The sequence below is a fragment of the Arthrobacter sp. 2MCAF15 genome, assembly GCF_052115605.1.
Classification (GTDB): domain Bacteria; phylum Actinomycetota; class Actinomycetes; order Actinomycetales; family Micrococcaceae; genus Arthrobacter.
This window is the reverse complement of sequence record NZ_JBFRGZ010000002.1, coordinates 129757-142518: the sequence shown is the minus strand read 5'-3', so window position 1 is coordinate 142518 and position 12762 is coordinate 129757. Positions and strand designations below refer to the sequence as shown.

Annotated in this window: 13 protein-coding genes; 4 read left to right on the top strand and 9 right to left on the bottom strand. The window is 69.9% G+C overall.

Going from position 1 to position 12762, the window contains the following annotated elements; genetic code table 11:
• The first annotated feature begins 53 nt into the window (after positions 1 to 53).
• Positions 54 to 593, top strand: coding sequence for a hypothetical protein (locus AB4089_RS02800; protein WP_441407803.1), 540 nt, complete (start codon positions 54 to 56; stop codon positions 591 to 593).
• 53 nt (positions 594 to 646) lie between these two features.
• Here the strand turns inward: AB4089_RS02800 and AB4089_RS02795 are convergent, their stop codons facing one another.
• The 4 genes from AB4089_RS02795 to AB4089_RS02780 are packed head-to-tail and all read right to left on the bottom strand — an operon-like array spanning position 647 to position 4058.
• On the bottom strand, positions 647 to 1714 hold the full coding sequence (locus tag AB4089_RS02795; RefSeq protein ID WP_441407802.1) for a UDP-N-acetylmuramate dehydrogenase: 1068 nt from the start codon (positions 1712 to 1714) through the stop codon (positions 647 to 649).
• A 56-nt stretch (positions 1715 to 1770) separates the two neighbouring features.
• Positions 1771 to 3069, bottom strand: a complete 1299-nt coding sequence (locus AB4089_RS02790) for an MFS transporter (protein WP_441407801.1) — start codon at positions 3067 to 3069, stop codon at positions 1771 to 1773.
• Between the two features lie 45 nt (positions 3070 to 3114).
• Positions 3115 to 3567 carry a MaoC family dehydratase gene (locus AB4089_RS02785; RefSeq protein WP_441407800.1) on the bottom strand — a complete coding sequence of 151 codons (453 nt, stop codon included), beginning with the start codon at positions 3565 to 3567 and terminating at the stop codon, positions 3115 to 3117.
• Positions 3568 to 3569: 2 nt separating this feature from the next.
• Entirely contained in the window at positions 3570 to 4058 is a 489-nt protein-coding gene (locus AB4089_RS02780) for an FAS1-like dehydratase domain-containing protein (RefSeq protein ID WP_441407799.1), read from the bottom strand.
• A gap of 187 nt (positions 4059 to 4245) precedes the next feature.
• Between AB4089_RS02780 and AB4089_RS02775 the strand changes: the two genes are divergently transcribed.
• Positions 4246 to 4641, top strand: coding sequence for an ArsR/SmtB family transcription factor (locus tag AB4089_RS02775; protein WP_441407798.1), 396 nt, complete (start codon positions 4246 to 4248; stop codon positions 4639 to 4641).
• A complete protein-coding gene (locus AB4089_RS02770; protein WP_441407797.1) occupies positions 4638 to 6335 on the top strand; it encodes a SulP family inorganic anion transporter in 1698 nt (565 codons plus the stop codon). Before AB4089_RS02775 ends, AB4089_RS02770 begins: the two co-directional genes overlap by 4 nt.
• On the opposite strand, the gene AB4089_RS02765 is transcribed toward AB4089_RS02770, so the two are convergent.
• From AB4089_RS02765 to AB4089_RS02745, 5 genes are all read right to left on the bottom strand, one after another.
• Positions 6325 to 6549 carry a DUF3188 domain-containing protein gene (locus AB4089_RS02765; protein WP_441407796.1) on the bottom strand — a complete coding sequence of 75 codons (225 nt, stop codon included), beginning with the start codon at positions 6547 to 6549 and terminating at the stop codon, positions 6325 to 6327. The two genes, AB4089_RS02770 and AB4089_RS02765, sit on opposite strands and share 11 nt — an antisense overlap.
• A 128-nt stretch (positions 6550 to 6677) precedes the next feature.
• On the bottom strand, positions 6678 to 7676 hold the full coding sequence (locus AB4089_RS02760) for a DUF2797 domain-containing protein (protein ID WP_441407795.1): 999 nt from the start codon (positions 7674 to 7676) through the stop codon (positions 6678 to 6680).
• A gap of 28 nt (positions 7677 to 7704) precedes the next feature.
• The gene (locus tag AB4089_RS02755; RefSeq protein WP_441407794.1) at positions 7705 to 8571 is read right to left on the bottom strand and encodes an HpcH/HpaI aldolase/citrate lyase family protein; all 867 of its coding nucleotides are present in this window, start codon (positions 8569 to 8571) and stop codon (positions 7705 to 7707) included.
• 170 nt (positions 8572 to 8741) lie between these two features.
• On the bottom strand, positions 8742 to 9686 hold the full coding sequence (locus AB4089_RS02750; protein ID WP_441407936.1) for an aldo/keto reductase: 945 nt from the start codon (positions 9684 to 9686) through the stop codon (positions 8742 to 8744).
• A gap of 74 nt (positions 9687 to 9760) precedes the next feature.
• The gene (locus AB4089_RS02745; RefSeq protein ID WP_441407793.1) at positions 9761 to 11467 is read right to left on the bottom strand and encodes a glycoside hydrolase family 13 protein; all 1707 of its coding nucleotides are present in this window, start codon (positions 11465 to 11467) and stop codon (positions 9761 to 9763) included.
• A 104-nt stretch (positions 11468 to 11571) separates the two neighbouring features.
• Here AB4089_RS02745 and AB4089_RS02740 point away from each other — a divergent pair, with 104 nt between their 5' ends.
• Entirely contained in the window at positions 11572 to 12753 is a 1182-nt protein-coding gene (locus AB4089_RS02740; protein WP_441407935.1) for an ROK family protein, read from the top strand.
• Positions 12754 to 12762: the final 9 nt, after the last annotated feature.

The window sequence follows — 12762 nt, the reverse complement described above, 5'->3', positions numbered from 1 at the left end:
TGTTGCCCGGCTGTTCCCAGCCGTCTTCCAGCGGGCCTGCCTACCCTTGAAGCATGACGATGAGTGAGGTGTGGCCGCAGCTGCGGCCCCTGTGCCGGAAGCTGGCCCTGCTGGGCTGGGCCTCCAGCGCCGCCGGCATGGCTGCCGGTCTCGCCGTCGCCATCGCCAGCGGGACCCGGCTTTCGCCGGTGATGAGTACCCTGCAGCTGGTGGCCGGTTTGTGCATGGCAGTGTCTGTGGCCAGCTTTGTCATGGCCGCGGCGCTGCAGCCGCGCGCACGGTCCCAGGCACATTCTCAAACACGGTCTCAAACACTGACGCAGGAGAACGTGAACCGCGGAAGCGGTGCCCCGCGTGGCCGGGACCTCCACTTCGATTACGCGGGCGAATTTCCGGCCACCGTACAGGCTTTCCTGCTCGGCTCGCTGGTGTTGCTCGCCGGCGCCATAGCGTTTGCGTGCGCCGGACTGGTCCTGCAGAGCGGTCCCAGCGTCCAGTCGGTGGCGTTCTGCCAGGTCTTCCTGCTCGGGGCCGCCGCGTCCGGTTTCACCTTCATGCTTTTCAGCAAGGTGACCCCCCGCCACAGCAGCTAGGCCCCGCTGACGGACCGCTGTTCCTGGAGAACCGGCCTTCCGAGGGTGCTCCCTCAGAGGGCCACGCCGATCAGCAACGGTTCCGGGTGCAGTTCAATGCCGAAACGTTCGACGACGCCGTGGCGCACCTCGCGCGCAACGGCCAGCATGTCCGCGGTGCTGGCCCCTCCCCGGTTGGTGATGGCGAGCGTGTGCTTGGTGGAAAGCGATGCCCGGCCGCCCGAGACGCTGCCCGGATCCAGCCCGAAGCCCTTGGCGAACCCGGCCTGGTCGATCAGCCAGGCCGCCGAGAGCTTGGTCAGCCCATCCGCCCCACCCGGGTAGCGGGGGGCCTCCTGCGGCAGCCGTGCGGCGACGTCCCGGGACACGATCGGGTTCGTGAAAAACGATCCCGTGGAGTAGGTGTCACGGTCCTTCGCATCCCAGACCATGCCCTTGGACGCCCTCAGCCGGAGCACTTCGCGCCGGACGTCGTTGGAGTAGGCCCGCCGGCCCTGCTCGACGCCGAGCGACCGGGCGAGCTCGGCGTAGCGGATCGGGGCGCTCATCCGGCCGAGCGGGAGCTGGAATTCCACCGTGAGCACCACGTAGCGCGGCGAGCCGTTGACGGTGGTCTGCTTCAGGATGGAGTCGCGGTAGCCGAACCCGAGTTCGGAATTCGTGAAGGTTTTCACCGCATTGCGTTCCCGGTCCCAGGTGCGCACCGCGGCGATGGTCTGCGACACGTCGGCTCCGTAGGCGCCGACATTCTGCACGGGAGTGGCGCCCGTGGCGCCGGGGATCCCGGAGAGCGCCTCGACGCCGGACCAGGCGTGCTTCACGGCGTGATCGACGAAGGCGTCCCAGTTGTGGCCGGCCTGGACCACCACCGCCACGCCGCCGCAGGAGTCCTCGGCGTTGACGGTGAACCCCTCCGAGGCGATCTTCAGCACCGTACCGGGGAACCCGTCGTCGGAGACCAGCAGGTTGGAGCCCCCGCCGATGATCAGCAGGGGCTGGCCGGCGGCGTCCGCCGTGCGCACGGCGTCGATGATCCCGGCCTCGCTGTTGGCCTCGATGTAGCTGCCGGCGGGGCCGCCGACAGCGGAGGTGGTCAGGGCGGAGAGCTGAATCTGGGTCACCTGACCAGCCTAGCCGGGATCATCGGCCCGGCTAAGCCGGGACTGCCTGCACTCCCCTAACCCGCCGGGGCGGCCAGGGGGAGTTTGCGTGCCACCGGGGAGAGCAGGAAGCTGGCGATCAGCATCACCATGACGGCCAGCAGCGAGTGGAGGATGCCGACGTGCTCGGCCAGCAGGCCCAGCAGCGGCGGCCCGCACAGGAACGCTCCGTACCCGATCGTGGAGACCACGGAGACCCGGGCGGCGGCCTTGACGGGATCGTCGGCCGCGGCGGACATGCCCACCGGAAAGCCGAGCGAGGCGCCGAGTCCCCAGATGGCCAGGGCAACGTAGGCCAGCCACGGGACCGGGGCGAAGACGAACAGGCCCAGGCCCACAACAGCCAGTGCGGCGCACCAGCGCATCACCGGGACGCGGCCGTAACGGTCCAGGACCAGGGTGCCGGCGAAGCGGCCAATGGTCATGAAGGTGACGAACAGCCCGTACCCGGCGGCTCCGGCCGCGTCGGTTTGGCCGTGGCCGTCCGCCAGGGCCAGGGCTACCCAGTCCCCTGCGGCGCCTTCGGCGAGGGCGAGTCCGAGGACCAGCACGCCCAGGAGCAGTGTGCGCCGGTCGCGCCAGGCCTGGGCGATCTGGCGTTTGTTGTCCAGCGGCTGTTCGGGGACCGCGTCCGTCTGCCGGACGATGGGGATGGGCCCGGTGGAGGGATCTTCGAAGGTATCGGTCCCGGATGCCTTGAAGGGCCGTTCGCCCTCGACCGGCGTGATGTCGGCGCGGAACCACGCCGCAGCGGTGGTCACCGAGCCGGCTACCAGCAGGCCGGCGGCGGCGAAGTGCCAGAGGACCGGGATTCCGGCGCCGGCAGCCCAGGCGCCCAGCCCGGCTCCTGCCACCGTTCCCAGGCTGAAGGAGCCGTGCAGCCGGGGCATGATGTGCCGCCGGACGGCGCGTTCCACGGCGGCGCCCTCAACATTGGACGCAGTGTTCCAGCTGGCCGTGCCCAGCCCGATGATCGCCATTCCCGCCGCGACCGCCACCGGGTTGGCGAGCACGGAGGTGCCGAAGCCTGCCAGGACCAGGCCGAACCCGACCATGATGGCGCCGATCCGGATGGTGCGCTTGGAGCCGAGCCGCAGGACAATCAGGCCCGAGGCGGACACGGACACGAAGGACCCCGCCGTCAGGCAGAGCAGGAGCACCCCGATGGTGCCCGGAGTCAGGTCCAGGCCGTCGCGGATGGCGGGCAGCCGGGACACCCACGTGGAAAACGCGATGCCGCTGGCGGCGTAGGCCACCACCACCGCGTTCCGCCAGTGCGTGATCTCGGCGGCCGGGACGAAGACATCCCTGCTCACAGCCGTTCTCCTCGCGGCCGTTCGTCTCACTGCAGCGCCATGGGGCTAGGCCAGCCTGACGACGGCCTGGGCCTTGACGAGGACCTTCTGGCCGGCCGAGACGACCGTGAGGTCCACGCGGGCGGTGCCGGCGTCGGCGTCGAGCGCTCCGATGGCGCCGCTGACCTCGATCACGGCCCCGGACTCGGGTGTGCCCGTGGTGTCAGCGACCGGCACCGGCTTGGTGAAGCGTGTCTGGAAGTCCACGACGGCGGAGGGGTCACCGGCCCAGTCGGTCACCAGCTGGACGGCGGCGCCCATGGTGAACATGCCGTGGGCGATCACACCCGGCAGGCCGACCCCGGTGGCGAACGCCTCGTTCCAGTGGATCGGGTTGAAGTCACCGGAGGCGCCCGCGTACTTGACGAGGTCGGTGCGGGTGACGGTGATGCTGCGGCTGCCGATGTCCTGGCCCACCGCGAGATCCGCGAACTTGGGAGCAAAAGATGCAGTGCTCATGGCTACTGTCCCTCTCCGCGGACCAGGATGGACGACGTGGCGGTGGCGACGGGTTCGCGGACACCGGCTGGATCACCGGCAGCGCCGGTGACATCCCGGGCAAGCGCGAAGATTTCCGAGCGGGTGGTGATCATGGCTCCCCCGCCCATGGCGCGGACGCCGTCGACGTGCAGCTCGGCGACCAGCCGGTCGCCGGCGACGATGGGGCGGTGGTGGGTGAACCGCTGGTCGGCGTGGACCACGCGGGAGAAGTCGATGCCGGAATCCGGATCCTCGATCAGCTGCGCGTCGGCGCGCTGGGCGACGATGATGGCGAAGGTCGGCGGCGCCACGAGGTCGCTGTGGCCCAGCGACTCGGCGGCGGCGACATCGAAGTGGGCGGGGTGGGTGGCCTTCACCGCGCGCGCGAACTCGCGGATCTTCTCGCGGCCGACGTCATACACCTCTGCGGCAGGGTAGCTGCGCCCCTGCAGGTCCGGATTGATAGTCATGGTTCCAGCCTATCGCCACGCCCCGGGCCGTCCGGCTTCGTGACAACTGGCACCGGGCCCGGGCCGGTCTTGATGGGACTGGTCTTGACTCGCGCGATATGATGAAAACATCAATTCATTAATCCGTAGAGCGGCGCTGTCCCGCCGGGCCGCACCGCGAGCGGATGCGAGAAAGTGTCCTCCTGCCATGATCTCCGCCGCGCAGACCCCCCTGTACGAAATCAAGGCCAACCTGTTCAAGGCCCTGGCCCACCCGGCCCGAATCCGGATCCTCGAGCTTCTGGCCGCCGCGCCGGACACGCAAGCCCCGGTCAGTTACCTGCTCGCCGAGACGGGGCTGGAGCCCTCGCATCTGTCCCAGCATCTGGCGACGCTGCGCCGGCACGGCGTGGTGACGTCGGTCCGGACGGCGAATGTGGTGACCTACCGGCTGGCTCATCCCAAGATCAAAGAGCTTCTCGCGATCGCCCGGACCTTCCTGCTGGACACCCTGGCCGGTTCCAGCGAACAGCTCCGGATAGCGCAGGAGCTGCCGGCCGGCCACCTCGACAACACTGGCCATCTCGACAACACTGCGCCGTGAGCGCGGCCCAAGCATCAAGTCCGGCCGGGGCGCCTGACACGCTCCGGACACGCCTCGCCCGGTTTGTGCCGTCCCGCCGCGATTACGAGCTCTTGCGGTCCGCCTGGAAGACTGACCTGTTCGCCGGCATCACGGTCGGCATCGTGGCGCTCCCCCTGGCGCTGGCCTTCGGGGTGAGCTCCGGTGTCGGGGCGGAGGCCGGACTCATCACCGCGGTGGTGGCAGGATTGGYCGCCGCCGTCATGGGCGGATCCAACGTCCAGGTTTCCGGCCCGACAGGCGCCATGGTGGTGGTCCTGGCCCCCGTGGTCGCCGCCCACGGCGTCGCCAGCATAGCCCTGGTCTCGGTCCTGGCCGGGCTGCTCGTCATGGTTCTGGGAGCTAGCGGGCTGGGCCGGGCCGTCGCGTTCATCCCTTGGCCGGTCGTGGAGGGTTTCACGCTCGGCATTGCCGCCATCATCTTCCTCCAGCAGGTTCCCCTGGCCACCGGTACCGCGGGAATACCGGGCCACAACACACTCCTGGCCGCCGTCGAGAGCGCATCGCAGGCAACCGTGCCCACCGTGCTGCAGACCCTCGCGGTGGTGGCGGCCGTCGCGGCCCTGATGTATGTGCTGCCCAGGCTCAATAAGTCCCTGCCCGCGAGCCTCATCGCCGTGTTGCTCACTACCGTGGCGGCAGAGCTGCTGGCGCTGGACATACCCCGGATCGGCGCACTTCCGCACTCCCTGCCGGCACCCGCCATGCCTTCTGTGGATCCGGCTACACTGGGCGGCCTGCTGATGCCCGCCATCTCCATCGCGACGCTCGCCGCCATCGAATCCCTGCTCTCGGCCCGGGTGGCCGCCGGCATGGTCGGTCCCGACGGCCGTCCGTCCGGCCCCTACAGCCCGGACCGGGAGCTCACCGGCCAAGGACTGGCCTCGATCGCTGCCGGCTTCTTCGGCGGCATGCCCGCCACGGGCGCGATTGCCCGGACCGCCGTGAACGTCCGTTCAGGGGCCAAGACCCGACTCTCCGCGGTGGTGCACGCCCTCGTGCTGCTGGCCATCATCTACTTGGCGGCGGGACTCGTCGGCAGGATTCCCCTGGCGGCGCTGGCCGGCATCCTCATGGTCACGGCCACCCGCATGGTCTCGCGGCACACGGTGACGGCGATCCTCCGGTCCACCCGGGCGGACGCCGCGGTGTTCATGATCACGGCCCTCATCACGGTCGCCTTCGACCTCATTGTGGCCATCCAGATCGGACTCGCCGCGGCTGCCGTGTTCACGCTGCGGACGTTCGCGTCCCTGAGCGGGGTCCGGCGCGAGCACATCCCCGGGGCGCCGGTTCCGGGAGACGAGCACATCGCCATTTTCCGGCTGGACGGTGCCATGTTCTTCGGCGCCGCGGAGCGGGTCCTGCAGGAGATCAGCCAGGTCAAGGACGTCCAGGTGGCCATCATCCGGCTGTCCCAGCTGCGGATGCTGGACGCCACGGGCGCCCATATGCTCGTCGAGGTGATCTCCGCGCTGGAGCTGCGCGGCGTCACGGTCCTGTTGAAAGGGGTCCAGCCACAGCATCTGGAGCTCGTGACCAACGTGGGGGTTATCCGCTCATTGCGGCATCACAAGCACCTGTTCACGTCCCTCCCGGACGCCGTGGAACATGCCCGGAGCCATGTGCTGCGGAACGCGACCGCTAGCGCTTGAGGTTCTTCCGGATCGTCTGGCCGCGGACCACAACCCCGGCGATGTGCAGGATCAGGCCGAGCCCGATCACCGGCAGCGACGCGATCGCCAGGGCCTGGTTGCCGGTGGTGTTGCCCACCACGTTGAGGACGATCCCGAGGGCGATCAGGCCCATGGCACTGAAGACGAGCACCTTGTAGGTGGTTGAAGCGGTGGCCCAGAATTCATTCAGCACCGTGCCAGTCTACCGGGGCGCGCCGGCAACGCTGCGAGCCGCTAAATTCCTCGCGACACGCTAACTACCTGGCGCTACCGGAATACGGGCGCGTCCGGTATTTTCCGCGTCGCGGGGCTTTTCCAGCGTCAGAACAATGCTTCCTGCACTGCCGGGACCTCCGAGCCGTGGTCACCGAGTTCAATCACCCTGGCCTTGAGCTGTCCGAGGTTCACCACGAATTCCAGGTCGCTGCCGTCCAGTGCCGCGAGCGCAATGCTGCCGCTCAGCGAGTCGATCCGGAACCCGTGCGTTCCGGTACCGAGGTCGTGCGGGTAGGTATGCCGGGTGGCCTGTGCGCAGGCGCCGGCAGAGAGCTGCGGCCGGGCCCACCGCTCGTCCACGATTTCGAACCCCTCCCCGCCGGCGACGGCCAGGAGGGTCCGGGCGTGTTCGGCCAGCCGTGCGTTCAGGACATCGAGTTCGACGGCGGCTGCCGGCGCCACGAGCGCGGCCGCCTTGGCGGCCGCGCGGACCTGCTGCGGCAGACCGGCGTCGCGGGTGAGCATGTCTTCAAGGATCCGGACCACGCGGCCGTCCCCCGCCCGGGCGACGTACCGGGCGACGACGGCGCCCTGCTCGGCGAGCCGGTTCCATTTGCGCAGGTGGGACGCGGTTCCGACCTTGCTGGCTCCGCCCGCGAACGTGGCCACATAGAGCCAGTGCGGCTGCATGAGGTAGGCGCGCAGGCCCGGCGGGACCCGGCCGCCACGGTGGAAGTCGTGGATGAGCCGGGAATCGTCCAGCACGAAGCACCGCTCGCACTGGCTGCCCTTCACGGCCGGTGCCAGCGCCGGGCACAGGACGTGGTCTCGGTCGGCGGGCCCGTGGACCCTGTGGTGCCCGAGGCAGGACTTCCCCTCGGCAGCGAGCCGGAATCCGAGCCGGGTTCCGGCGTCGAGCGGCATGTTGGTGAAGGTCCCGCCGGTGTCCTCGGGGGCCCGGTCCTCGAGGCGAGATTCGTGGAAGCGCAGGTTCTGGAGGCGCAGTACCGGCAGGCCGCCGCCGGGCTCTCCCGGCATAGCCACAGCCGCGGGCGCCGGGCCATCCCAAAAGACCCCGTGGACCAGATAGCGGGTATCGGTCACGGGGTCTCCTGGTCTGGTACGGGTGTGGCTACAGGGCCGGCTGCACCCCAAAGGCTACCGCGAGCTTCATGATCTTCTCGGCGCGGCCCAGGCGCGGCAGGTCCGAGCCGTCCCGGATGACGCGGCCGCTGGCCTCGAAGTCGGCCATGAAGTCCGTGGCCCAGGCGACGTCGGACGGCGTGGGGCTGATGACCTCGTTGATGACCGGCGTCTGGTCGATCGCCAGGCAGAGCTTGCCGGTCATCCCCATCATCACGGTGATGCCGGTCTGTTCGCGCAGGATGGGGTGGTTCGTGCCGACCGTGGGGCCGTCGATGGGGCCGGGCAGGTTGCCGACGCGGCTGGCCACCACCAGCTTGGCGCGCGGGTAGGCCATGGCTTCGGCGGTGGCCGCCATGCCGGTGTCGCGCCGGAAGTCGCCCGAGCCGAAGGCCAGGCGGAAGGCGCCCTGTGCCTTGGCGATGTTGTTGGCTTCCTCGATGCCGACGGCGGACTCGACCAGGGGGATCACCGGGGTCTTGCCGTCCATCCGGTGGAAGCTCTCCGTGACCTGGTCGGCGGATTCGGTCTTGGCGAGCATGACGCCGAGCAGTCCGGGGGTGCCGCGCAGGCCGGCGAGGTCGTCGGCCCAGAACGGGCTGGTGGCATCGTTGATGCGCACCCACGCGCTGCCGCCGGCGGTCAGCCAGTTCACGACGTTGCCGCGGGCCTTGTCCTTTTGGGAGGGGTCCACCGCGTCCTCGATGTCGAGGATGATCGCATCGGCCCGGGAGACGGCGGACTGGTCGAAGAGGTCGGTCTTCATCGCGTTGACCAGCAGCCAGGAGCGGGCGATGTCGGCCGGGATTTTGCGCTGGGGCCGAAGTGATTCGGCGGTGGTGGTTGTAGAGGTCATGCATCTACGCTAGCCGCCCGGAGGCACTTGCCGCTAAGCGATTCGGCCCTCAGGGGTGACCATTACGACCAAAATCACCTCCGCACCCAACTAACTGGCAGCAGAAGCCGTTCTCAGCGCTCAAAACGGCCTCAGCTGCCAGCCAGCTGGGTGGGGCGGCGGGGAAACGGCTAGGGGATGTTGCTTCCCCTGGCCGCGATCCAGAGGCCGTACCATTCGGCGCGGGTCATCGCCGCGGCGACGTCGGCGGCGCCGGCGCAGGCGAGGATCCTGTCCGGGTTGGCGGTGCCGATCACGGGCGCAATCCCGGCCGGGTGCTTCATGAGCCAGCCGAGCACGATCGCCTCCCCCGTGGCCCCCTTCGCGGCGGCCAGGCCGGCGACGAGGGCGGCGGTGGCTTCCTCAGCCGGTGTCGGCGCGGCGGCCGGCGCCCCGGTGTACAGTCCGCGGGCCAGCGACCCGTACGCCTGCAGCCGGATGCCGTTCCGGATGCAATGCTCCACGGTGCCGTGCGGGAAGCTGTAGTCCGTGCCCTCGGCATGGTTGACCAGCACCGTGCTTTCGAGCCAGGCACGCTTCAGCAGGCTCATTTCGAGCTGGTTGGCCACCACGGGCGCCTCGAGCCGGTCCTGCAGCAGCTCGATCTGCGGGCCGGACATGTTGGACACGCCTACGGCGCGCACCTTGCCCTCGGCCATGAGCTGCCCGACGGCGGACGCCACCTCCGCCGGGTCCATCAGGGGGTCGGGGCGGTGCAGCATGAGCACGTCCACGTAGTCGGTCCGGAGGCGGGCCAGGCTTTCGTTGACGCGCTCCAGGATGCTGTCCCGGCTGAGATCGTAGTACGCCTCCAGGCCCTGCTCGTTGAGCCGGATGCCGCACTTGGTCTGCAGCCGGATTTTCTCCCGCAGCCCCGGTGTCCTGGCCAGGACCTCGCCGAAGACGGCCTCGGCTTTGCCGTTGGTGTAGATGTCCGCGTGGTCAAAGAGCGTGATGCCGGCTTGGAGGGCCGCGTCGACGGCGGCGGCCGCCTCGTCCACATGCGCGGACGAGTACGGCTCCGCCGTCCAGCCGCCGCCCAGGCCCATGCAGCCGTAGACGAGTTCCTGGGCCAGGCCGGCGCCGTTGGGGCTCACGCCGTTGTTCACGTCGGGGGCGGGCGTGCCGGACAGATCCTTCAAGGCGGGGCTCACCGGAGCCAGACGGTGGTGTTGGCGGGCAGCAGTCCGCCATCCAGCGGGCTACTGCTGACCAGCACCTCGCCGGCKGGCAGGTCAACCGGTGTGTCGCCGAAGTTGGTCACGGTCTGCCAGCCGCCGGGGCGGCTGAAGTGCAGGAGTTCGGCGCTGCCGGACTCGTGCCACTGCAGTTCCTCCGAGGTCTGCAGTTCGCGGCGCAGCTTCAGGGCCGTGCGGTAGAGCTCCAGGGTGGAGCCCTCCACGCCGTCCTGGGCTGCCACGGCGAAGCGGCTGAACCATGCCGGCTGCGGCAGGTGTGCCCCGCCGGCGCCGAAGCCGAAGGAGGTGCCCTCCGGGGCCCACGGCAGCGGCACGCGGCAGCCGTCGCGGCCGATCTCCACGCCCTTGTTGCGGAAGAAGGTGGGGTCCTGGCGCTCGGCGTCGGGGATTTCCGTGACCTCCTGCAGGCCCAGTTCCTCGCCCTGGTACAGGTACGCGGATCCCGGCAGGGCCAGCATCAGGAGCGTCGCGGCGCGGGCCCGGCGCAGGCCGAGTTCGGCGTCGAGCTCCTCGGCCGGCGCCCCGGCCAGCAGCCAGCCCTTGCCGTCCTGGCCGCTGGCGTGCTTGCCGCCGCCCTGGGGCAGGCCGTAGCGGGTGGCGTGGCGGACGACGTCGTGGTTGGAGAAGACCCAGGTGGAGGAGGCGCCGGATTCTGTGGCCTCGGCGAGGTTCCGGGTGATGATTTCGCGGAACTCGACGGCGTTGAAGTCGGCCTGCAGGAGATCGAAGTTGAACGCCTGGCCCAGGCCCGCCGGGCTGGCGTAGCGGGCGCGGCGGGTGGCGTGCACCCAGGCTTCGGCGACGGCGGTGCGCGGCGGGTTGTACTCGTTGAACACCTCGCGCCATTCGGCGTAGATCTCGTGGACTTCGTCGCGGTCCCAGAACGGGTGCGAGCCGTCCGGGAATCCGTCGGTGCCCGTGTTGGCGGCGCTGAGCTCCACCTTGGAGATCAGCGGCTCGGTGAGGTCCTTGGTCAGCGCGTGCGCGACGTCGACGCGGAAGCCGTCCACGCCGCGGTCGGACCAGAAGCGGAGCGTCTTGAGGAAGTCGTCGCGGATTTCCCGGTTGGCCCAGTTCAGGTCCGGCTGCTCCTTCGCGAAGATGTGCATGTACCACTGGCCGGGCGTGCCGTCGGGCTCGGTGATGCGCTCCCAGGCCGGGCCGCCGAAGACGGACTCCCAATCCGACGGCGGGATCTCGCCGTTATCGCCGAGGCCGTCGCGGAAGATGTAGCGCTCACGGGCGGCGGAGCCGCGCGGGGCGGCCAGGGCCTCCTGGAACCAGGCGTGCCGGTTCGAGGAGTGGTTGGGGACGATGTCGGCGATGAGCTTGATGCCGGCGGCGTGCAGCGCGGCGGACATCTCATCGAAGTCAGCCAGGGTGCCCAGCTTGGGGTCCACGTCGCGGTAGTCGTCGACGTCGTAGCCGCCGTCAGCCAGCGCCGAGGGGTAGAACGGGGAGAGCCAGACGGCGTCGATGCCAAGTTCCTTCAGGTACGGGACCTTGGCCGTGATGCCCTTGACGTCGCCCAGGCCGTCCGCGTTGGAGTCGGAAAAGCTCCGCGGGTAGATCTGGTACACCGATGCCTGGCGCCACCAGTTGGGGTCGGCGGCGAGGTCGGAACCGGACAGGGTTGCCAGCGTGGCGGTGTTGGTCAAAGGAGATTCCTTCGGGTCTGGGAGGGCTTCTGGTATTTTAGATACAAGCTAAATATATTGCCTGAACAATTATGGGTCCGCAGGACAGAAGAGGTCAAGAAGTGATGCAGCACGCAGCCGCCGCCACGCCGCAGCTGCTGCGCCGCGTCAACGCCCAGGCCGTGCTGCGCCATGTCCGCGACACCGACGTCGCCACCGGAACCGAGCTGATGGCCCTGACCGGGCTCACCCGGGCCTCGGTGATTGCCGTCTGCGAGGACCTGATCGGCCGGGGCTGGATCGTGGAGCCGGACCAGCCCGTTGCGGACACCGCCAGTCCGCGCAAGGGCCGCCCTGCCCGGCGCTTCGCCTTCAACCGGGAGGCCGGCGTCGTGCTGGGTCTGGACATCGGCGCCGCGACCACCACCGCCGCCGTCGCCGACCTCCGCGGCACTGTCATCGGCCGGTCCAGCGAGAGTTTCCGCGCGGCGGACATCCCGGCGCAGGAGCGGATCGCCGTCATCGATCTCGCCTGCCGCCAGGCCCTGGACGCCGCGGGCACGGACCCGGGCAAGGTCCTGGCCGTCGGCGCCGGGATCGCCGCCCCCGTGGACCGCGAGGGCAACGTGCTCGTGACCCAGCGGTTCTGGAGCCTGTTCGACGTCGGGCTCCGCTCCGCGCTCAAGGAGCTGCACGGCTGGACCGTGCTCCTGGAAAACGATGCCAACCTGGCCGCGCTCGGTGAGCGCTGGCGCGGCTCCGGAACGGGAGTGGACGACCTCGTGGTGCTGCTAGCCGGCGAACGCCTCGGCGCGGGGGTGATGGAGTCCGGGCGCCTCCTGCACGGCCGCGGCGGCGCCGCCGGCGAGATGGGCTACCTGGACATGGTGGAGGGCGTCGGCTCCAGCGACGGCATCGCGGCCCTGGTGCGGCAGTGGTCCGCGGCCGAAGGCGGGCCGTCCGCGGGCGGACCTGCCAGTGCCCCGCGGGTCTTTGCGGATGCGGAGGCCGGCGACGCAGCGGCCCTCGCAATCCTGGACCGGATTTCGGAGCGCATGGCCCGCGTCATCGCCTCGATCGCGAGCCTGATCAACCCCGAACAGGTGGTGATCGGCGGCGCTGTCGCCGAGTCCGCCGGGGCGCTCCTGCCAGGCATCACGGCGCTGCTCCCCCGCTTCACCGCGACTCCCCCGCGGGTGACGGTCTCGCCCCTGGGCGACGGAATCGTCACGGCCGGCGCGGTCCGGCATGCCCTGGACTACGTCGAGGCGAATGCCCTGGAGCTGGTCCTGCCGGCGCCGGTCTGACCCCAATTC